The organism is Tepidiforma thermophila (assembly GCF_002563855.1).
In the GTDB taxonomy this organism is placed as follows: domain Bacteria; phylum Chloroflexota; class Dehalococcoidia; order Tepidiformales; family Tepidiformaceae; genus Tepidiforma; species Tepidiforma thermophila.
Genome location: NZ_PDJQ01000001.1, coordinates 1,024,262 through 1,044,139 on the forward strand (window position 1 = coordinate 1,024,262; position 19,878 = coordinate 1,044,139).

Genomic DNA, 19,878 nt, shown 5'->3' on the forward strand with positions numbered 1-19,878 from the left:
GCCGGTGCGGGGGCTTCCCGCCCCCTTGGTGCGGTGATGGAGCCGGTGCGGGGGCTCCCTCCTCCCGCTCACCCCGCCCTCAGCAGCGGCCCCCACGCAGCCGCCGGCCGCAGCGAAGCCGCCAGCCGGCGGAACTGCCCGGAGGCGAGCGGGCCCGCAAACAGCCGTCCCTGCCCAAGCTGGCACCCGATCTCCCGCAGATACGCGAGCTGCCACTCCGTCTCGACTCCCTCCGCGACGACCCGCATCCCCAATGCGTGCCCCATCTCCACGATCGCCCGGGTGAGCGGCCCCGATGTCGGGTCCGCGCCCAGGCGGCCCACGAACGACTGGTCGACCTTGAGCGTGTCGACCGGCAGCCGCTGCAGATAGCTCAGCGAGGAGTACCCCGTCCCGAAATCGTCCAGCGCCAGCCCGACGCCAAGCCTCCCCAGCTCGTCGAGGCTCGCCATTGCGGCGGCGGTATCGTGCAGCAGGACACTCTCGGTGAGTTCGAGCGTCAGCGCATGCGGCTCCAGCCCCGTCGACTCCAGGACCCGCTGGACGCGCCCCGGGAGGTCAGCCTGCCGGAACTCAGCGGCCGAGATATTGACGCTCACGGTCAGCGGCAGACCCGGCCGGAGCTGCTGAACACGCGCCGTTTCCCTGCAGGCTTCCTCCAGCACCCAGTTGCCAATCCGCACAATCTCGCCAGTCTCCTCAGCGACCGCGATGAACGTCGCCGGCGAAAGCACGCCCCGGTGCGGGTGATTCCACCGGAGCAGCGCCTCCATCCCCACCAGCGCGCCGGTTTCCAGGTCCACAATCGGCTGGTAGAGAAGCTGGAGCTCCTTCCGCTCCACCGCCCGTCGCAGCCCGTTGTCCAGGTCGAACCGCTCCGCCGGGTCCGCGTCCAGCTCGGCGGAATAGACAACGAATCGTGCACGCCCTTCCGACTTCGCCCGGTAGAGCGCAACGTCTGCCTTCCGCAGCAGCTCCGTCGTTGTCCGGTCCTCCGGGCCGTTCACCGCAATCCCAATGCTCGAGCTGACGAACATCTCCTGCCCGGCCACTGAGAACGGGCGCCGCAGCGCCTGCAACACCCGGCGGGCCACCCGCACCGCCTCTGATGCCGCGCCTTCGCCGCGCACCAGCACCGTGAATTCATCCCCGCCCAGGCGGGCCACCATGTGGCCCTCAGCCGCGCCGACCAGCCGCTGCGCGAACACCGAGAGCAGCTGGTCGCCCACCCCGTGGCCGAGCGTATCGTTTAGGTACTTGAACCGGTCGACGTCCATGAACAGGATTGCGACCCGGTTCGGCCGCCGCTCCTCGCTCAATGCCCGCGCAAAGGCCGCAAGGAACATCGCGCGGTTCGGCAGCTCCGTCAGCGGGTCGTGGAATGCCCGGTAGATGAGCGAGTCCGTCGACGCCTGCAGCGAGGCCAGCGACCGACGGAGGTCGGCACTTAGTTCGTCGATCTCGCGCACCGGTGAGAGCGGCGCTTCGAGGTTAAGGTCGCCCGCCTGCACCTGGAGCACTGCCGAACGGATCCTGAGCAGCGGCCGCCGAATAGCCCGGTCCGCAGCCGCGGCTGCCAGCCCCGCGCTCGCCACTGCGGCCCCGGCCTCAGCAGCGAGTTCAAGCCGCCCCGGGGCAAAGAACGCCGCATGGATGGCCGGCCCGCCGAGGGCCGCCGCTCCAAAGAGGCTGGCCCACAGCCAGCCGAGTGGCACCCGCCAGCCGCCTCCCGATCGAAACCGCATTTACCGGCTCCCCGCTCCCCGCCCGGGGAACCGGCGGCGGATGATTGGTGAATAGTGCATGACATCCGTGCATTCGGCAGCCCGCTTGCCCCTCTGAAGCCCGCCTCGAACCCGGTTCGTTCACTGCAACTGATCGAACCCTTGACGATCCAACGAAATGAGCGCAACATCCCCCGATTTTCCCGGGGGGCTGCACCCCGAACGCCCACCGCATCCTCTTCTACCCCATATCGCGCCCGTCTTCGTCGGGCTCGGCACAACCTTTGCCTTCCCCATCCTGCAGGCTGCCGGCGAGGCCCAGGGCACCGGAGTCACCCGATTCGCCATCCGCACCACTGGACGGCTCGAAACGCTCATCGTAAAACCCGCCGTCGTCCCCCTCTTGCTCATGGGGGTTGGCCTCATCTTCGACGACCACACCGGCTACCGCGACGACTTCCCGCTCTGGCTCGGCGTCGCCATCGCCTGGTTCCTCGCGGCCTTCACCCTCTCCAGCGTCGTCCAGCGCCGGAACCTCTCCCGGGCCCCCCAGCTCCTCGACGGTACGCCCGACGATGCACCCCTCCCCGCAGGCTACCTCGCCCACGCCCCGCGCATCAGGGTCGTCGGCGCCATCCTCGGGGCGTCTGCCCTCGGTATCCTCTTCCTGATGGTCTGGAAGCCCGGCCAGTAGCCCCCGTTCCCCGTTCCCCGCTCCCCGTTCCCCGTTCCCCGCTCCCCGCCACAGCAAACGGCCCGGGGCATCAGCCCGGGCCGTCGTCTGTCTGTCGCCGCGCCGGCTCAGTTCTGGGCCGCGACCGCGTCCGGGAAGAACGCCCGCATCACCTCGTCGCTCAGCGGCACATTCTGGATGCGCGCCCGCTGCAGCGTCTCCCAGTAGTACCGGTAGGTCGCGCGGTCGTGAAGGTTCCCCTCGTGCTGGATCGGCCCCCAGTCAGCCGCATACGCCTTCAGCAGGATCGCCTGCGCCTCCTCCACCTCGTCGTGCGACGGCGCCATCGCCCGCGTAATCGGCTCAATCTGCGCCGGGTAAATACTCCACATCCGCAGGAAGCCGAACTCCATCCGCGCCCGCCGTGCGTCGTTGTAGATGAACTCCGTGTCCTTCAGCTCCAGCGTCACGTTGTGCGCCGGCACCACGCCGTTCGCCAGCGCGGCCGCCACCATCTCCGCCTTCGCGCGCCGCAGCAGCGCGTGGTCGAACTGGTGCGGCGACCGCATCGCATACGACGGGATCGCCCCGTGGTGCGCGCTCACAAAGTCCATCAGCCCGAAGTCGAGCACCTGCACATTCGGCAGCGTTGCGATCTCCCACACCTCCCGCAGCGCCCCGTGCGTCTCAATCAGCGCATGGATCGGGATCTCCCTCCGGATCCCCGCCCGAGCTGCCGTGTTCCGGATGTACTCGATCATCTCGGCGAGCTCCCGCGCCCGCACCGTCTTCGGAATCGTGATGTAGGCGATCCGCTCGCCCGCCGCCGGCACGATGATGTCGACGTCCGCCTTCCAGTGCTCGTGCGTGTAGTCGTGGATGCGCACGCCCGCCATGTTGTGCTGGTTCAGCGGGCTGTTCTGCATCCGCACCACCATCTCCGCGTGCTCCCGCTCGCGGCCCGTCGGCGCGCCATCCTCGCAGTCCATCGTAATATCGAAGACGCCCCCCATCCTGTTTTGCAGCTCGAGCGCCTTCGCGATGCGCTCCTCCGTGCCGGCGAAGTGCTCGCAGGTCGGGATGATGGGGAACGGCTTTTCGCCCTCGAAAAGAACCTCGTTCGGGTGACGTGGCATGGCGTGGTCCAATCAGGTGGAGTAATTGATGCGGCAGGCCGCCACGGCCGCAGGCCGCCGGCCGGACACTCCCCCAAGTATGCCCGCCCCACTCCCCTCGGTGAAGCGGCGCGAGCCGCCCGCCGCCCGGTCAAGCCCCGGAAAAAATAAGCCCAAAGCTAACGAACCCGGGCTATAATACTCATCCACCGTGTTTATCTTTGACCTCGAGCTCGTCAACTTCCGCAACTACGTCCGCGCACACATCCGCCTCGACCGCGGCCTCAACCTCTTCGTTGGCGATAACGCCCAGGGCAAAAGCAACCTGCTCGAGGCCATCTACCTCCTCTCCACCCTTCGCTCCAGCCGCGCCAGCCAGGACTCCGACCTCGTCCGCCGCGACATCCTCGAATCCGACTTCCCCGTCGCCCGCCTCGCCTGCCAGGTCGAACGCGCAGCCGGCAACCTCGCCCTCGAACTCGCCATCATCGGCCGCACCATCGACCCGGCCCACCGCGCCGGCAAGCGCGTCCGCGTCAACGGCGTCCCCCGCAAGGCCTCCGAGGCCGTCGGCCAGCTCTGCGCCGTCCTCTTCACCACCCTCGATATCGACATCGTCGCCGGCCCCCCGCTCATGCGCCGCCGCTACCTCGACATGATGATCTCCCAGGTCGACCGCGGCTACCTCCGCGCCATGCAGAAATACGCCCGCGTCATCCAGCAGCGCAACAGCCTCCTCAAGCGCATCCAGGCCCGCGAAGCCCAGGCCCACGAACTCACCTTCTGGGACCAGGAGCTCGCCCACGCCGGCGGCACCATCTACTGGGCCCGCGCCGATGCCCTCGGCCACCTCGCCCTCCAGGCCGAACAGCAGATGGAGCGCCTCTCCGATGGCCTCGAATCGCTCACCCTCATCTACCGCCCCTCCATCGGCGGGCTCGACCAGTACGATGCCCCCATCGACGACGCCGAGTGGACCGGCCGCATGATCAGAGCCCTCCAGGCCGCCCGCCCCAGGGAGATCGCCGCCGGCGCCACCCTCGTCGGGCCCCACCGCGACGACGTCGAAATCCTCATCGACGGCATGCCCGCCGACGCCTTCGCATCCCGCGCCCAGCAGCGCACCGCCGCACTCGCCATGCGCCTCGCCGAGGCCAGCTACCTCCGCCGGGCACTCGGCGACGACCCCGTCGTCCTCCTCGATGACGTCCTCAGCGAACTCGACGCCCGCCGCCGCCGCGCACTCCTCGAATACATCGACACCTTCCAGCAGACCCTCGTCACCACTGCCGACCCCGACCGCCTGCGCGACATCTACACCCGCGCCTCAGGCCGCTTCGTCGTCAACGCCGGCACCATCACCCGCTTCGAAGGCGAATAGCCGCCAGCCGGGCCCGTTTCGCCGACAGCACGAAGGGCGGCTCCTCAAAGGAGCCGCCCCTCACCCTTGCCCGCTGTTGCGGGCGCTGCTCCGGTTACCGGGAGCGCCGGGCAGCGAAGGCCAGGCCGCCCGAGGCCGCCGCCAGCGCCAGGCCGGCAGCCAGCATCCACGGCGCGAGCGTCCCGCTGCCCGCGGTCATCGAGTCGCCTGTCCGCGGCGGCGCCGGGGCGGCCGGCGCCGGGGCATCCACGAGCGGCACCACCCGCAGCGTCCCGTTGCCCGCGAGGCCCACCGCAACCGCCGTGTACACCGTCCGGGCATCCAGCTTCAGGTTCGGGATGGTCAGCACCGTCTCCCCGGTCGCATTCACCTTCACGTCGAGGCTGTACGTGCCCGCCGGGACCGGCACGTACGGGCTCACGTTCCGGAAGGCCACGCCGGTGAAGACGTTCGTATCGGTGCCCGCCACCGCCACGTTCACCGGCGGCGCATCCGGCGACGCGTGGATCAGGCGGATGTGCGCGTTATTCCCGCTCGGCGTCCCGTTGTCATCCTCGAAAATCGTCAGCGCCAGCGAGCCGTCGCCAACCCGCCCCGTCGCCAGGACCGTCACGTCCTTGCCGGCCACAACCTCCAGCGTCGCCTGCAGGGCCGGCGTGCCCGTCCCGTCCGAGGGCGAAACGAACACCTTCACATCGTGCCCGCCCGCAGGCAACGCCACGTACCCCGTAGTGTTCGGGAACGCCAGCGCCGTGACAGCTTTCTGCCCATCGACAAAAATGTCTACCGGCGGCGTGTCCGGGCTCGCGTGCATGATGCGAACGCGGCCCGTCGCCTGCTGCGCATCCGCGCCCTGCGGCGCCATCACCACCCCCGCAGCCAGCGCTGCCACCAGCGCCGCGGCCACGAGGAGCTTCGACCGGGTCATGAATGCCCGTGCCAGGTTCATCCTTCGTTCCTCCGTAGTGGTGCGTCTGCAACTGCCGGCCGGCCAGTCGCGTACACCCCATGTACGCACCCTTGACAACACTTCGATCACACACCGCCGAAACTTCGCGGAGCGCCCCGCGTGACAAGCCACTTCGAACGGTTCCGCGCCGGCGACACCGCTGCCTTCGATGCCCTCGTCGCCGAGTACACCGGGCCCGCCTTCGCCGCAGCCGTCCAGGTCCTGCGCGATCCCTCCCTCGCCGAAGAAGCCGTCCAGGATGCCTTCGTCCGCATCTGGCAGCGGGGCCGCCAGTTCGACCCCGCACGCGGCAACGAACGCTCCTGGATCCTCGCCATCGCCCGCAACGCCGCAATCGACCTCCTCCGTAAGCGTGCCCGCGCCTTCGAGCGATCGATAGACGACGCCCCTTCCGTATATGCACTGCGAGACCCCGACGATACCTGGCAGCTCGTGCTCGCCAGCCTCACCGGGGATCGCGTGCGGCAGGCACTGGAGGAGCTGCCAGCCGAACAGCAGGACGTCATCGTGCGCGCCTACTACCAGGGCCAGCGCCCCGTCGATATCGCCCGGGAGCTCGGGCTCCCCGAAGGCACCATCCGGAGCCGCCTCCGGCTCGCCCTCACCAAACTGCGCGATTCCCTCGCGCCAGTCCGCGAGGCCCTCGAACCATGAACCGCGACCAGGCCCTCGACCTGCTCCCCGAGTACGCCCTCGGCCTCCTTGAGCCGGAGGAGGCCGAAGCCCTCGAGCGGCTCCTCGCCGCCGATGCCGGGCTGCGCGCCGCCCTCCAGCCCCTCCTCCAGGCCGCCGAAGCCCTCGCCCACGGCTACGAGGAGCAGCCCCTCCCGCCCGGCGCCGCCGACCGCATCGCCGCCGGCGTCCGCGCACGCCTGCAGCCGCCCCAGCCTCTCCCCCTCCGCCGGCCGGCCCGCGCCGGCGCCCCCTGGCGCCTCGTTGCCCTCGCCTCCGCCGCGGCGGTCCTCGTCCTCACCGTCGGCCTTGCCGCCGCCGTCATCGCCTACCTCGACGCCCGCAGCGAAGCCGATGACCTCCGCGCGCAGCTCGCTGCCCGCGCCATCGAAATCCCCCTCTCCGGCGATGGCGCCCGCGGCGCCGTCTTCGTCGCCTCCGACTTCTCCTTCGCCGTCCTCCGCGTCGTCGGCCTGCCCCCCGCGCCCGAAGGCCACCACTACCAGGTCTGGAGCGAAGGCCCCTACGGCGCCCGCTCCGCCGCTGACTTCGAAGGCGCCCCCAACGGCGAACTCATCGTTCGCCTGCCCTCCCTCCCGCGCGAGATGACCCGCATGTTCGTCACCCTCGAGCCGGACGGCGCCGCCGGCGACCGCCCGCAGGGCCCCGAGATCCTGACCTCCCCCCGCTGAGCCGCTGGCTTCTTCCGTGCGGCCCGTTCATGATCGGCGAACCATGCCCACCGATGCCTTCTTCCTCCCCGAGGGCGAGGCCTTCGTGCCCCAGCCCGTCTGCCGCGGCCCGTGGGACCCGAACTCCCTCCACGGCCGCGTCGTCGCCGGCCTGCTCGGCGCCGAAATCGAACGCCGCCACGCCGAACCGCACCTCCGCGTCGCCCGGATGACCGTCGACCTCTGGCGGCTCCCCACCTTCATCCCCATCACCGTCGAGACCGCCGTCCGCCGCGAGGGCAGCCGCATCCGCGTCGTCGATGCCGAGGCCTTCGCCGGCGGCCAGTCCATCGGCCGCGCCAGCTGCGTCCTCCTCCGCGAAGGCGAACAGCCCCCCGGCGAGGTCTGGGCGCCCCCGCCGTGGGACTTCCCGCCGCCCTCCGCCCTCCAGCCCGATCCGCGCCCTCCCATCGCCAACGAAGGCTGGCAGCCCATGTGGGAGAGCCGCTCGCAGGGCCGCACGTTTGGGACCGTCGGCCAGAAGCGCACCTGGATGCGCGAACTCCGCCCTCTTGTCGCCGGCCGCGAACTCACCCCCTTCCAGCGCGTCGCCCTCGCCTGCGATTTCGCCAGCCCGCTCGCCAACTCCGGCAGCGCCGGCCTCGCCTACATCAACGTCGATATCACCCTCTACCTCCACCGCTACCCCGCCGGGGAGTGGATCGGCTTCGAATCCACCGACCACGGCGCCAGCGACGGCATCTGCATGGGCCAGTGCCGCCTCTACGACGAAACCGGGCCGATCGGCGCCGCCACCGTCGCCGGGCTCGCCCAGCGCCGCCGCAGCTGAACCCGGGGCCGGCGCTTTCCGGCGCTACACCCCGGCGTAGCTATGCAGCCCGCTGATCCAGAGGTTCACCCCAAAGTAGGTGAACATCACCAGCCCCCACATCACCACCAGCCACCACATCGGGTCCGGCCGCCAGCCGCGCCGCAGCCGCGCCGGAACCAGTCGCCGGATCCCCGGGGCGCCCGCCACCGAGCCGCTCCCCGCCCGGGCATGGAAGTAGGCCACAAGGCTCAGCCACGTCACCAGCGCGCTCGTCTCCTTCGGGTCCCAGCCCCAGTACCGCCCCCAAGCGCTGTTCGCCCACCACGCGCCGAGCGCAATCCCCAGTCCCAGCAGCGGAAAGCCGACCAGCACCGCCCGGTGTGCCAGGTCCCCAGCCGCCTCGGCCGAAGGCAGCGCAGCGAACCGCCGCTTCCCCTCGCCGCCCTGCACCAGGTACACCACCGCGGCGCAGAAGGCCACCGTCAGCACCGCGTACGACAGCATCATCACCGAGACATGGATCGTCAGCAGCGGACCGTTCTGCAGCGCCGGGATGAGCGGCACAATCTCCTTCGGGAAGGCCGCCGCAATCCCCAGCATCGCCGACGCGATCGGCAGCACCAGCGCACCGTACCGCCGGTTCCGCGAGGTCCGCTCGAACACGAGGTACGCCGCGCAGATCCCGAACGCGAAGGCCGTCGTGAACTCGTACAGGTTCGAAAGCGGCGCATAGCCGCGTGCCGCCCACCGCGCCGCAAACCACCCTGCCAGGAACAGCGTCGTCAGCCCCGTAAACGTCGTCGCGAGGCGGCCAATCCCCGCGTTCGGGCCCCCGGCCGGCAGGCTCACGCTCATCGTGCCCGCGCTCGTCTGCGCCGCCACCCGCCGCACCGCCAGCGCCGCGCTCCCGAAGTAGCCCCAGTAGAGCACCGCCGCGATCGGCGCGGTCACCACCGAGGTCCAGTACAGGTACAGCGCGAGCTCAGCCAACGTTCGTTCCCCGTTTCACAAATCCTACCCCGTTTCCTAGCCGCGGTCAGGCAGCATTGCCCCGCCCTTTACCCGGTCTCCGCCTCCACGAGCGGGATTGCCCCCTCGATTGCACCGCGGCACTCCCGCTCGTACCGCGCGGCCCGCCGCAGCGCCATTGCCGCCGCCCGCCGCAGGCCCGGCACCTGGACATTCCCGTGCCCTCCGCTTGGGAACGGGAAGAGCGTAATCAGCGGCGCAAGCGCCTTCGTCTCCTCTTCCAGCGCCCGCGCCGCCGCCGCAAGCGGCTCCGCCGCCCCCGGCAGGGCCCCCGCCAGGTCGCGCAGGAAGGCTGCCCCGTCGGTCCGCGCCGCCGCAAGCACCGCCAGCGTGTACGCGTTCCCGGCACGGTCCACCTCCGCCGTCCCTTCGAGCGCCTCGGCCCACGCCTCGATGCCGCCGGCCCCCCGGGGCTGGCCGTCGGCCGGGCCCTCCTCCCCGCCCAGCAGTGCCGCTGCTGTGCGCAAAGCCTCAACCACGACCTCCGGCCCGGCTTCCACCGGCTCTACCGGCGCCCAGAGCTCAATCTCCCCGAGCGGCGCCCACGCCTCCCATGCCACGAACGGCCCCACCTGTTCCGTGATGACGTCCTGCACAAAGAAGCCGCCCCGTGCCCGGTCGTAGCCGTCGATGATGCCGAACTCGTGCAGGTGGAGGTCCCATCCGATGAGCGGCACCCCCGCATCCAGCCGCTCCGCCGCCCACGCGATCGCCCGCTCCTTCGTCGCCGCATCCGCCGGACCGGCAAACCGCTCGAACCGCAGCCCCGTCCGCGCGTAGCGCGCCACCATCGCCGCCCGGTCGAAGCTGGACGGCCCGCTCGGCAGCGCCACGACACCCTCCCGCGTGCCGAGGCAGAAGTGGAACGCATGCCCCGTCAGCCCCATCACCGCATGCCGCGGCAGGTCGATCCCCGCGTGCCGCAGGATTCCCTCCAGCGCCGCCGCCGCGCTCGTCCAGTTCGGCGCCAGCTCAATCCCCGGGATCCTTCCCATCGCTTTCCAGTCTAGCCTGCCGCCGCTCCCGCCCGGTCGGCTGCCCCCTTGCGCCTTCCCCGCCGATCCGTACGATGCGGCTTCACCCGCGTGGAGGGCCTATGTCCGACTACGAAATCACAACGCTCCCGAACGGACTCCGCGTCATCACGGCCACCATGCCGTCCACCCAGGCCGCCTCCGTCAACATCTTTGTGGGGGTCGGCTCCCGCTCCGAGCCGCAGCACCTCAACGGCATCACCCACTTCCTCGAGCACATGGTCTTCAAGGGCACCGAAAAGCGCCCCTCGGCCATCCAGATCGCCCAGGAGATCGAAGGCGCCGGCGGCACCCTCAACGCCTACACCAACAAAGAGTTCACCTGCTACTGGAACATCGTCCCCTTCGACCGCTTCCCCACGGCCATCGACGTCGCCGCCGATATGCTCCTCAACTCGAAACTCGAGCAGCAGGAAATCGAACGCGAATGCCCCGTCGTCCAGCAGGAGCTGAAGCGCAACCACGATAACCCCGCCGCCTGGGCCGCCCGCCTCATCGGCCAGGCCGTCTACGGCCCGCAGCCCGCCGGCTGGGACGTCGGCGGCACCGTCGAACTCGTCGCCACCTGGAAGCGCGAGGACTTCCTCAGCCACATCCGCGAGTGGTACAAACCCGGCAACATCGTCCTCTCCGTCGCCGGCAACGTCACCCACCAGCAGGTGCTCGAGTACACCATTCCCCTCCTCGGCGGCATGGAGCCCGGCCCCATCCCGCCCGTCCAGCCCTACGACCCCGCCATCACCGGCCCCCGCGTCGTCACCGAAAGCCGCCCCATCGACCAGTGCACCCTCTACCTCGGCCTCCCCATCTTCGGCCGCGACGACCCCGACCGCTACATCCTTCGCATCCTCAACGACGTCCTCGGCGCCGGTATGTCCTCCCGTCTCTTCCTCGAAGTCCGCGAGCGCCGCGGCCTCGCCTATTCCGTCTCCTCCGGCTACGGCTACCTCTCCGATGCCGGCGTCTTCACCATCTCCGCCGGCGTCAACCGCGACCGCCTCTGCGAAACCATTCAGGTCTGCCTCGCCGAGGCCGACCGCCTCGTCCGCGAACCCGTCCCGCCCGAGGAGCTCCGCAAAGCCAAGGACCACAATATCGGCCGCTTCCGCCTCTCCCTCGAAACCGCCTTCGCCATCGGCCAGCGCAACGGCGAACTCCTGCTCACCAAAGGCCGCGTCGAAACCATCGACGAAGTGGTCGCTGCTATCGAAGCCGTCACCCCCGACGACATCCAGCGCGTCGCCGCCCGCATCTTCGACCGCGCGAAGCTCCACGCCGCCGTCGTCGGGCCCGACCTCGACGAGGCCGAAATCGAAGCCGCGCTCGGCTGAGCCGCTACCAAATCTCCGGCGCCCACGGCTCCGGGTGCCAGCGGAACAGCAGCTCCGCCGCCCGCGCCGCAGCCTCGCTCCCTTCGACCCGCCCCGCCCGCCAGAGGGCCAGCGCGCTCGCCTGCCCCAGGTAGAGCGCCCCCAGTTCCTCGGCCGGCAGGGTGAGCATCGCCGTCTCCCCGGTCGGCCGGCAGCGGGCCCCGTCCGGTCCGCCCTCGAGCACGAACCGCCCGCCGGCGTACCCGCCGAAGTCGTCGACGACCTCGAACACCAGCCGCCCCTCCCGCCCGTACCGCCGGCCCTCCAGCGCGGCCGCCGGGTCCAGCACCCGGCAGAACAGCGCATCCACCGGATACCGCTCGAGCCGCCGCGGGTCCTCGAGCAGCCCGAAGAGCGGCTCATCGAACGGCCGGTTGTGCGCCGCCACCGTCTCGATCAGGTCGACCCCGAACACGTACTCCCAGAGCGCCGCCTCCGCCCCGCCGTCCACGCCGACAAGTTCGAGCACCTCCAGCTCGCCGGCCGCCAGCCCGTGCCGCCAGCCCCGCTTCACCCGGTAGCGAACGTACCCGATCGTCTCCCCGCCGTCTTCGAGGCTGACGAGGAACGCCGGGCTCCAGCCCGCTTCCGGCCGGTCCTGCTCGGGCAGCACGCGGACCTCCCACCACGCCGCCGTGCGTGAGTGCAGCCCCGCGCGCTGCGCCCGCGCCGCCTCCCAGGCGGCCGGCCATGTTGCCAGCGCCTCCGCCCGGTCCACCAGCCGCGCCCTGCCCCGCGCGCCGGGGTGGCCCCGGAGCTGCGCGTGCACCCGCGCCAGCCGCACCTCCTCGTACTGCTGCATCGCCAGTCCGTAGCCGAACCGCCCGTAGATCGGCGCCTCCGACGCCCAGAGCGCCGCAATCGCCTCGCCCCGCTCCCGGATCTGCGCCAGCTGCGTCGTCATCAGCGCCGTCAGGATGCCCCGCCGCCGGTGCGTCGGCGCCACCCCCACCCACGTCACCCCGCCGCACGCCAGCGACGCCCCCGGCACCGAGAGTTCGAACGTGAACGCGCCCGCCGAGCCGACGCACCGCCCATCGACCCACGCCCCGAGCAGCCGCTCCCGGTCGGCCAGCTTCAGCGAAAGCTCCACCCGCTCCGCGCTTGGCGGCATCCCGAACGAGAACGAATTCACCGCAAACAGCTCGTCGAGTTCGCCCGGCTCCGGAATTCGCACGTCGAATGCCATCACGGCCTCCTCTCATCCCCCGGCGGGAGCTGCCAGCGTACCTGTTCGCCGCCGCACCGTCGCCCCGGCCTCCCGCGCGGGAACATTTCGCCCGCCTGCCGCCGTTCTCCTCAGCAGGATGCCCGGGTCGGTGCGCTGGGCTGGCTGGCTCATCGTTTGCACCCTGCTCGCCCATGCGGCGGCAGGACTCCGGGCGGAATCACCCGGCCCGGGCATCCTCGATCCCCCTCCTGCTCCAGCCGCGTCGCCGCCCGCGGCCCTCCCGTCCGGCGCCGAGGCCGTCGGGGGCGATCCCCTGCCGCCGCCCGAGGCCCTCGCCCTCGCGCAGGCCGCCGTCCCCGCGCTCGCCCCCGCCGCTCTTCTCGCCGCCCGGCCGGCCACCTGGCCGTCAGCCTGCCTGGGCCTCCCGCCGCCGGGAGGGGTCTGCGCCCAGGCCGTCGTCAACGGCTGGGTCATCGTCTTGGCCGGCCCGGATGGGCGAACCGCCGTCGTCCACGTCGGCGCCGGCGCCGCCCGCCTCGCCGAAAGCCCGTAGCCGCCGTGCCGGTACAATGGCAGCGTGGACGGTTTCTCCATCACCCCCGTCGACCAGCCCCTCCGCGCCCCCATCGTCATCCTCGCCTTCACCGGCTGGAGCGACACCGGCACCGTCACCACCGACACCGCCGCCCACCTCGTCCAGACCTACGGCGGCACCCGCTTCCTCGAGGTCGACCCCGAGGACTACTACGTCTTCACCGACGTCCGTCCCACCGTCTCCATCGACGAATCCGGCGTCCGCCGCCTCCACTGGCCCGAGAACCGCGGCGATATCGTTCGCACCGGCACCGGCGAGCACGACCTGGTCGTCATCCGCGGCGTCGAACCCAACCTCCGCTGGCGCACCTTCGCCACCCGCCTCGCAGAAGCGATCGTCCCGCTCCAGCCATTTCTCGTCTGCACCCTCGTCGCCCGCCCCGCGGCCACGCCCCACACCCGGCCCGTTCCCGTCACCGGCTCCAGCGCCGACCCCCGCCTCGCCGCCCGCTACGGGCTCGGCCGCTCGCTCTACCAGGGCCCCACCGGCATCCTCGGCGTCATCCACGATGTCCTCCGCGGCTACCGGCTCGACCTCATCAGCCTCGCCGCCGGCGTGCCCCACTACCTCAGCATCGACGAGAACCCCCCGGCCACCCTCGCACTCGTCCGCGCCCTCGAACCGATCCTGGGCTTCCGCGTTCCCGAAGGCGACCTCCCCGAGCGCGCCCTCGCCTTCATCGAACGCGTCAACGAAGCCTCCCGCGGTGACGACCAGGTCGGCACCTACGTCCGCACGCTCGAAGACCAGTACGAAGAGGACGACGAGGACGACGAAGGCGCCGTCGACTTCGAAGAGCCCGGCGACAGCGAGCTCCCGTCCGCCGACGACATCCTCAAGGACGTCGAGGACTTCCTCCGCGGCACCGGCGACCGCTGAGCGCCGGCCGCTGCCCATCGCCGGCACGGTTCCTCCCGGCCCCGCTGCAGTATCCTTGAACCATGGCGATGCGGAACCCGCGCAAAACCAAAGCCGACCTCGTCTACGAAGCGCTCCAGGCCGCGATCCTCTCCGGCAACCTCAAAGAGGGTGAGCACCTCCGCCAGGAGGAGATTGCCGCCCGCTGGGGCGTGAGCCAGACCCCCGTGCGCGAAGCCTTCCGCCGCCTCGAAAGCGAAGGCCTCGTCGAACACGCCCCCAACCGCGGCGTCATCGTTCGCGGCCTCCCCTGGACGCCCCCGCCCGCCCCCCTCGACGTCATCCGCCGCCGCTGGGAAGAACTCGTCCGCGACCCCGAAAGCATCCCCGGCAGCGACTTCCCCTAACCACCGCTCCAACCTCCAACCTCCAACCTCCCACCTCATCAGGGTTCTCCCCGCCCAACCTCAGCGCCCTCTCCCCAGCCGTCAGGGTCTTCCCCCAATCCCGGCCGCACGCCCGCACCCCCTACGCTGGAGGCACCCACGCGTGGGAGCATCCGCATGATCAGGCTCACCCGCATCGACGGCACCGAGTTCTACCTCAACCCTGACCTCTTCGAGGTCATGGAAGCCTCCCACGACACCCACATCACCCTCACCAACGGCCACCGCTACGTCTGCCAGGAATCGCCCGAAACCATCATCGAACGCATCGCCGAGTTCCGCCGCAAAGCGATCGGCGCCATCCGGAGGAGCGCCTGATGGACCTGGCCACCGTCATCGGCCTCGTCGTCGCCCTCGTCGGCATCATCGGAGGCAACATCCTCGAGGGCGGCAATCCCATGAAGCTCATCAACCTCCCGGGCTTCTTCATCGTCATCCTCGGGTCACTCGGCGCCGTCATGATCTCGCAGCCGCTCTCCGTCATGGTGGGGCTTCCCAAAACCATCATGAAAGCCTTTTTTGCCGGCTCCAGCCACAACTCCGCCGAGACCGTCGAACTCTTCGTCCAGATGGCCGATAAGGCCCGCCGCGAAGGCCTCCTCGCCCTCGAGGCCGACATCGAGAAGATCCACGACCCGTTCACCCGCAAGGGCGTCCAGCTCATGATCGACGGCACCGACCCCGAGCTCCTCCGCGAAATCATGGAGATCGAGCGGGAGTCCATGAAGCACCGCCACGAAAGCAACTTCGCCGCCCTCGAGTTCATGGGCGGCATCGCCCCCACCATCGGCGTCCTCGGCGCCGTCATGGGCCTCATGACCGTCATGTCCCACCTCGACGAGCCCGACCACATCGGCCCCGGCATCGCCACCGCCTTCGTCGCCACCTTCTACGGCGTCTTCACCGCCAACGTCCTCTGGCTCCCCCTCGCGGCCAAGCTCAAGAGCAACTCCAAGCACGAACTCCACGCCCTCGACGTCGTCATCGAAGGCCTCATGTCCATCCAGGCCGGCGATAACCCCCGCATCGTCCGCGAAAAGCTCGAAGGCTTCCTCCAGCCCTCCCTGCGCGGCAAGAAGGATGAGGCCGGCGCGGCCCGGCGGGAGGCCGCATGAGCCGCAAAGCCCCCGAGGCCGAAAAGCCCGAAAACCACGAACGATGGATCGTCTCCTATGCCGACATGGTGACGCTCCTCTTCGCCCTCTTTGTCGTCCTCTACGCCACCAGCGACGCCAACCCCCAGAAGCTCCAGTCCGTCCGCGTCTCCATCGAGCAGGCCTTCTCCATCGGCGTCCTCCAGGGCTCCAACGGCTCCTCCGCCGTGCTCAACCAGGGCGGCGGCCTCACCCCTTCCCTCAACGAAATCCGCTCCAACACCTTCGAAGGCCTCAACAAGACGCTGACCGAATTCGCCGCCGCCAACGGCCTCGAAGGCAAAATCCAGCTCCGCTCCGATTCCACCTCCATCACCATCTCCCTCGCCGATAACCTGCTCTTCGATTCCGGCAGCGCCGACCTCCGGCCCGGCAGCGTCGATGTCCTCCTCCAGGTCGCCGATGCCCTCCGCGGCCTGCCCAACACCCTCCGCATCGAAGGCCACACCGACAACATTCCCCCCAACAGCCGTGACTTCCCCACCAACTGGGAGCTCTCCACCGCCCGCGCCACCCGCGTCCTCCGCGTCCTCGTCGAACAGGGCGGCCTCGATCCGGCAAAGCTCTACGCCGCCGGCTACGCTGAGACCCGCCCCCTCGCCGATAACAGCACCCCCGAAGGCCGCGCCCTCAACCGCCGGGCCGACATCGTCATCCTCTATCCCACCATCGAAGACCTGCAGAAAGCCCTCTCCGGGAGCCAGCGGAGGTAGCCCATGTTCAAAGACAAAAAGATCCTCGCCGGCGGCGCCGTCCTCTTCGCAGCCGCCTTCTGGTTTTACATCAAGCCCAACTACATGGACCCCAAGCCCGTGCCCGTCTACACCGCCGAGCAGATCGCTGCCGCGCCGCGGCCCACCGTCTTCATCGGCAAACCCAACGCCGGCGGCGGCCACGGCGGCAAACCCTCCAACGCCCCCGAAGGCATCGTCCTCAACCTCAAGCCCACCGGCACCACCCAGCGCTACGTCAAAGTCATCATGGCCCTCGAGTTCGGCCCCGCCACGCCGCCATGGGTCGGGCTGAGCGCGGACAAGGTCGCGGCCAAGAACGCCGAATTCGCCCACCACCTCGAGCCCGAGATGCACAAGATCCTCGACGCCATCGCCTACGTCATCGGTTCCCATACCGCCGAGGAAGTCTCCACCGTCGAAGGCAAAGAAAAGCTCAAAGAAGAGCTCAAAGAAGCAATCAACCATCACCTTCACGGCGAAAAAGTAGAAAAAATCTACTTCGAAACCTTCATCGTCCAGTAGGAGGGCCCATCAATGGCGGACCCCGTCGACGTCCTCGCCCAGCTCCTCTCCCCGCAGCAGGCCGCCACCCTCGATGCCGTCGGGCGTCGCGCCTGGCAGGCTGCCGCCCGCGCCCTCCAGGTCATCCAGGGCGCCGAACCCTCCGCCGCCATCCGCGATGCCCGGCTCGTCATGCCCGACGAGATCGCCGGCGAGTTCGGCGAACCCCACCTTGCCGTCCCCATCGAGCTCTCCACCGATAACGACCAGTCCGCCACGGCCTACCTCGTCCTCCCCACCGCACCCGCCGCCGCCTACCTCCAGACCGAAGCCGACAACCCCGAAGACCAGGAGCAGCAGACCCTCGTCGTCGCCTTCACCTTCCTCGGCCAGGTCCTCCAGGCCCTCAACCAGGAGGTCTTCAGCAAGTCCTCCAACGGCCTCATCCTCTCCTTCGACGATGTCACCGCCAACACCATGGCCGGGACCCTCGCCGGGCTCGACGACGCCTGCCTCTACCTCACCGCAACCATCGCCCTGGCCCGCGAGCTCCCGCTCACCCTCGTCCTGCCGGGCACCTTCCTCGATATCGTCGCCGGCTCGATGGCCGGCGCCTTCGACCAGCCCGCGCCGGCCGCCGCCGATACCGCTGACACCCCGTTGATCACTCAGGAAGACCTCGAGGCTGCCGAGCTTCTTGATGTGGAACTGAACCGCTTCGACCAGCCCCCGCCCGCCGCCGCGCGCCCGGCCGCCGGCCCGCCCCCCGCTCCGAACCCGCGGCCGGCCCCCCGCCGAAGCAGGAGCCGCAGGTCACCGCCCAGCGCGCCCGCTTCGCGCCGCTCCCCGAGCCCGGCCAGGTCGACTACTCCTCTGGGATCGAGCTCCTCGCCGGGCTCGAGATGAACGTCACCGTCGAGCTCGGCCGCACCCGGCTCACCGTCGCCGAAGTCCTCGGCCTCGGCCCAGGCTCCGTCATCGAACTTGACCGCATCGCTGGCGAACCCGTCGACATCCTCGTCAACGACCGCCTCGTCGCACGCGGCGAAGTCGTCGTGGTCGACGAAAACTTCGGCGTCCGCGTCGTCGAGGTCGTCCGCCGCGGCCACGAGCACGAGGTCGAAGAGCCGGAAGCCGTCGCATGAACGACCCCGCGTCCCGCCGGCGCCTCACCTGGCTGGTCGCTATCGGCGGCGCGCTGCTCATCGCCGTCCTCTTCATCTCCTTCGCTGCGCCCGCGCCCCGGGAAGCCGCCGGCCCCACCCTCGTCCCTGCCGCCGAGGACGCCTCGCCCTCCCGGGTCGAAGGCACCCCGGACGGCACGGGTTTCTCGCTCGGTCCCGGCGACCTCCTCTCCCTCGGCTGGCGGCTCGCCCTCGTTGCAGCGGTCATCGGCGGCTCGATCGTCGGCCTCCGCTGGTGGGCCCGCCGCATGGCCGCCCCGCGCAGCACCACCGGCTTCCTCCGCGTCGTCGATACCCTCCCCATCGCCAACGGGCGCACCATCCACCTCCTCGCCCTCGGCGACCGCGTCATCGCCATCGGGGCCACCGCCCAGCAGATCACCATGCTCGAGGCGCTCACCCCCGAAGAAGCCGCCAGCGTCCTCGCCGCCGCCGATGCCCGGCGCGACCCCCTCCCCATCGGCGACTTCGCTGCACAGCTCCTCGAATCCCTCCGCCGCCGCGAGAGCCGCGCCGCCGCCGAGCCCGTCATCGGCGCCGAACCGGACCCGGCATCCGCGCTCCGCCGCCGCTGAATCAGGGTTCTCCGCCGCCGCAGCGTGAGGGTTCTCCCGGCCCTCCAGCGGGAGTCTCCGGATACTGGCCCTGCCGCCCCCGCCGATACGCTGGCCTCACCTTCCTTGCCTGGGGGCCAGCGTGGCGAACCGCCCAGCATCCCGCCGCCGCCGGCGCATCCTCCTCCCCCTCGCCCTCGCCGGGCTCGCACTTCTCCTGCTCACCGGCTGCGTCCAGCAGACCGCCGCCCCCGGCCAGCCCGCCCCCCCGCAGAACCCGGCGCTCGCCGCCCAGGACCCCGCCACCGTCTCCGCCGCCCTCCAGCTCCTCGTCCTCATCACCGTCCTCTCCCTCGCCCCGGCCATCCTCGTCATGGTCACCTCCTTCACCCGCATCATCGTCGTCCTCTCCCTCGTCCGGAACGCCATCGGCATCCCCCAGCTCCCGCCCAACCAGGTCCTCATCGGCCTCGCCCTCTTCCTCACCGCCTTCGTCATGGCCCCCACCATCAAAACCATCAACGACGAAGCCATCCAGCCCTACCTCGCCGGCTCCATCTCCCAGCAGGAAGCCTTCGAACGCGGCGAACAGCCCCTCCGCGCATTCATGCTCAAGCAAACCCGCGAGCAGGACCTCGCCCTTTTCCTCAAGCTCTCCGGCAGCCCCAAACCCAGCTCCCCCGCTGACGTCCCCACCTACGTCCTCGTGCCCGCCTTCACCATCAGCGAGCTGAAGACAGCCTTCCAGATGGGCTTCGTCATGTTCATCCCCTTCCTCATCATCGACCTCGTCATCTCCTCCGCCCTCCTCAGCATGGGCATGATGATGCTCCCGCCCGTCATCGTCTCCCTCCCCTTCAAAATCCTCCTCTTCGTCCTCGTCGATGGCTGGTATCTCATCGTCGGCTCCCTCGTCGGGAGCTTCGCCTAGGAGGCATCCGTGAACGAAGGCGTCATCCTCGGACTCATGCGCGAAGCCCTCACCGTCGGCATGCTCGTCGGCGCCCCCATCCTCGCCACCACCCTCGTCGTCGGCATGGTCGTCTCCATCATCCAGGCCGCCACCCAGGTCAACGAAGCCACCCTCACCTTCGTCCCCAAGCTCGTCGCCGTCTTCGTCGCCATGCTCCTCTTCGGCCCCTGGATGATGGCCACCCTCCTCGACTTCTCAGCCGGCATCTTCGCCAACATGGCCGCCTACGGTCGCTGA

At 70.1% G+C, this 19,878-nt stretch carries 24 protein-coding genes; 18 read left to right on the plus strand and 6 right to left on the minus strand.

Going from position 1 to position 19,878, the window contains the following annotated elements; genetic code table 11:
• Window positions 1–68: 68 nt before the first annotated feature.
• Window positions 69–1,745 carry a putative bifunctional diguanylate cyclase/phosphodiesterase gene (locus A9A59_RS04910; RefSeq protein ID WP_098503215.1) on the minus strand — a complete coding sequence of 559 codons (1,677 nt, stop codon included), beginning with the start codon at window positions 1,743–1,745 and terminating at the stop codon, window positions 69–71.
• Between the two features lie 157 nt (window positions 1,746–1,902).
• On the opposite strand from A9A59_RS04910, the gene A9A59_RS04915 reads away from it, so the two are divergent.
• Entirely contained in the window at window positions 1,903–2,418 is a 516-nt protein-coding gene (locus tag A9A59_RS04915) for a DUF2269 family protein (protein ID WP_098503216.1), read from the plus strand.
• Window positions 2,419–2,525: 107 nt separating this feature from the next.
• On the opposite strand, the gene A9A59_RS04920 is transcribed toward A9A59_RS04915, so the two are convergent.
• Window positions 2,526–3,533, minus strand: a complete 1,008-nt coding sequence (locus A9A59_RS04920; protein ID WP_098503217.1) for an HpcH/HpaI aldolase/citrate lyase family protein — start codon at window positions 3,531–3,533, stop codon at window positions 2,526–2,528.
• Window positions 3,534–3,723: 190 nt separating this feature from the next.
• Here A9A59_RS04920 and recF point away from each other — a divergent pair, with 190 nt between their 5' ends.
• Window positions 3,724–4,893 (plus strand): DNA replication/repair protein RecF, encoded by a 1,170-nt coding sequence (gene recF, locus A9A59_RS04925; RefSeq protein ID WP_098503218.1) that lies wholly within the window; start codon window positions 3,724–3,726, stop codon window positions 4,891–4,893.
• 94 nt (window positions 4,894–4,987) lie between these two features.
• On the opposite strand, the gene A9A59_RS04930 is transcribed toward recF, so the two are convergent.
• The gene (locus A9A59_RS04930; protein WP_098503219.1) at window positions 4,988–5,842 is read right to left on the minus strand and encodes a DUF4397 domain-containing protein; all 855 of its coding nucleotides are present in this window, start codon (window positions 5,840–5,842) and stop codon (window positions 4,988–4,990) included.
• A 120-nt stretch (window positions 5,843–5,962) separates the two neighbouring features.
• On the opposite strand from A9A59_RS04930, the gene A9A59_RS04935 reads away from it, so the two are divergent.
• From A9A59_RS04935 to A9A59_RS04945, 3 genes are read left to right on the plus strand one after another with little or no spacing between them, the layout of a single operon-like run.
• Window positions 5,963–6,517: an RNA polymerase sigma factor gene (locus A9A59_RS04935; RefSeq protein WP_098503220.1), complete on the plus strand. Its 555-nt coding sequence runs from the start codon at window positions 5,963–5,965 to the stop codon at window positions 6,515–6,517.
• Entirely contained in the window at window positions 6,514–7,227 is a 714-nt protein-coding gene (locus A9A59_RS04940) for an anti-sigma factor (protein WP_098503221.1), read from the plus strand. Before A9A59_RS04935 ends, A9A59_RS04940 begins: the two co-directional genes overlap by 4 nt.
• A gap of 43 nt (window positions 7,228–7,270) precedes the next feature.
• A complete protein-coding gene (locus A9A59_RS04945; RefSeq protein ID WP_098503222.1) occupies window positions 7,271–8,056 on the plus strand; it encodes a thioesterase family protein in 786 nt (261 codons plus the stop codon).
• A 24-nt stretch (window positions 8,057–8,080) separates the two neighbouring features.
• On the opposite strand, the gene ccsA is transcribed toward A9A59_RS04945, so the two are convergent.
• Both ccsA and A9A59_RS04955 read right to left on the minus strand, forming a co-directional pair.
• A complete protein-coding gene (gene ccsA, locus A9A59_RS04950; RefSeq protein ID WP_098503223.1) occupies window positions 8,081–9,028 on the minus strand; it encodes a cytochrome c biogenesis protein CcsA in 948 nt (315 codons plus the stop codon).
• Between the two features lie 68 nt (window positions 9,029–9,096).
• Window positions 9,097–10,062: a hypothetical protein gene (locus A9A59_RS04955; protein WP_098503224.1), complete on the minus strand. Its 966-nt coding sequence runs from the start codon at window positions 10,060–10,062 to the stop codon at window positions 9,097–9,099.
• Between the two features lie 101 nt (window positions 10,063–10,163).
• Here A9A59_RS04955 and A9A59_RS04960 point away from each other — a divergent pair, with 101 nt between their 5' ends.
• On the plus strand, window positions 10,164–11,432 hold the full coding sequence (locus A9A59_RS04960) for a M16 family metallopeptidase (RefSeq protein WP_165772511.1): 1,269 nt from the start codon (window positions 10,164–10,166) through the stop codon (window positions 11,430–11,432).
• Window positions 11,433–11,436: 4 nt separating this feature from the next.
• On the opposite strand, the gene A9A59_RS04965 is transcribed toward A9A59_RS04960, so the two are convergent.
• Entirely contained in the window at window positions 11,437–12,660 is a 1,224-nt protein-coding gene (locus A9A59_RS04965; RefSeq protein WP_098503226.1) for a GNAT family N-acetyltransferase, read from the minus strand.
• Between the two features lie 130 nt (window positions 12,661–12,790).
• Between A9A59_RS04965 and A9A59_RS04970 the strand changes: the two genes are divergently transcribed.
• The 12 genes from A9A59_RS04970 to fliQ all read left to right on the plus strand — a co-directional run bounded on the left by A9A59_RS04970 (window position 12,791) and on the right by fliQ (window position 19,878).
• On the plus strand, window positions 12,791–13,195 hold the full coding sequence (locus tag A9A59_RS04970; protein ID WP_165772512.1) for a hypothetical protein: 405 nt from the start codon (window positions 12,791–12,793) through the stop codon (window positions 13,193–13,195).
• Window positions 13,196–13,219: 24 nt separating this feature from the next.
• On the plus strand, window positions 13,220–14,116 hold the full coding sequence (locus A9A59_RS04975) for a PAC2 family protein (RefSeq protein ID WP_098503228.1): 897 nt from the start codon (window positions 13,220–13,222) through the stop codon (window positions 14,114–14,116).
• Window positions 14,117–14,178: 62 nt separating this feature from the next.
• Window positions 14,179–14,502 carry a GntR family transcriptional regulator gene (locus A9A59_RS04980; RefSeq protein ID WP_225734703.1) on the plus strand — a complete coding sequence of 108 codons (324 nt, stop codon included), beginning with the start codon at window positions 14,179–14,181 and terminating at the stop codon, window positions 14,500–14,502.
• A 156-nt stretch (window positions 14,503–14,658) separates the two neighbouring features.
• On the plus strand, window positions 14,659–14,859 hold the full coding sequence (locus tag A9A59_RS04985; RefSeq protein WP_098503229.1) for a flagellar FlbD family protein: 201 nt from the start codon (window positions 14,659–14,661) through the stop codon (window positions 14,857–14,859).
• Window positions 14,859–15,656: a flagellar motor protein gene (locus A9A59_RS04990; protein ID WP_098503230.1), complete on the plus strand. Its 798-nt coding sequence runs from the start codon at window positions 14,859–14,861 to the stop codon at window positions 15,654–15,656. Before A9A59_RS04985 ends, A9A59_RS04990 begins: the two co-directional genes overlap by 1 nt.
• Window positions 15,653–16,408: an OmpA/MotB family protein gene (locus A9A59_RS04995; protein ID WP_098503231.1), complete on the plus strand. Its 756-nt coding sequence runs from the start codon at window positions 15,653–15,655 to the stop codon at window positions 16,406–16,408. The genes A9A59_RS04990 and A9A59_RS04995 overlap by 4 nt, the downstream gene beginning before the upstream one ends.
• A gap of 3 nt (window positions 16,409–16,411) precedes the next feature.
• On the plus strand, window positions 16,412–16,951 hold the full coding sequence (locus tag A9A59_RS05000) for a flagellar basal body-associated FliL family protein (protein ID WP_098503232.1): 540 nt from the start codon (window positions 16,412–16,414) through the stop codon (window positions 16,949–16,951).
• A 12-nt stretch (window positions 16,952–16,963) separates the two neighbouring features.
• On the plus strand, window positions 16,964–17,836 hold the full coding sequence (locus tag A9A59_RS05005; protein WP_098503233.1) for a hypothetical protein: 873 nt from the start codon (window positions 16,964–16,966) through the stop codon (window positions 17,834–17,836).
• Window positions 17,833–18,075 carry a flagellar motor switch protein FliN gene (gene fliN, locus A9A59_RS05010; RefSeq protein ID WP_098503234.1) on the plus strand — a complete coding sequence of 81 codons (243 nt, stop codon included), beginning with the start codon at window positions 17,833–17,835 and terminating at the stop codon, window positions 18,073–18,075. The genes A9A59_RS05005 and fliN overlap by 4 nt, the downstream gene beginning before the upstream one ends.
• Window positions 18,072–18,689 carry a FliO/MopB family protein gene (locus A9A59_RS05015; RefSeq protein ID WP_098503235.1) on the plus strand — a complete coding sequence of 206 codons (618 nt, stop codon included), beginning with the start codon at window positions 18,072–18,074 and terminating at the stop codon, window positions 18,687–18,689. Before fliN ends, A9A59_RS05015 begins: the two co-directional genes overlap by 4 nt.
• A gap of 121 nt (window positions 18,690–18,810) precedes the next feature.
• The gene (fliP, locus tag A9A59_RS05020; RefSeq protein WP_278286795.1) at window positions 18,811–19,599 is read left to right on the plus strand and encodes a flagellar type III secretion system pore protein FliP; all 789 of its coding nucleotides are present in this window, start codon (window positions 18,811–18,813) and stop codon (window positions 19,597–19,599) included.
• Window positions 19,600–19,608: 9 nt separating this feature from the next.
• The gene (gene fliQ, locus A9A59_RS05025; protein WP_098503236.1) at window positions 19,609–19,878 is read left to right on the plus strand and encodes a flagellar biosynthesis protein FliQ; all 270 of its coding nucleotides are present in this window, start codon (window positions 19,609–19,611) and stop codon (window positions 19,876–19,878) included.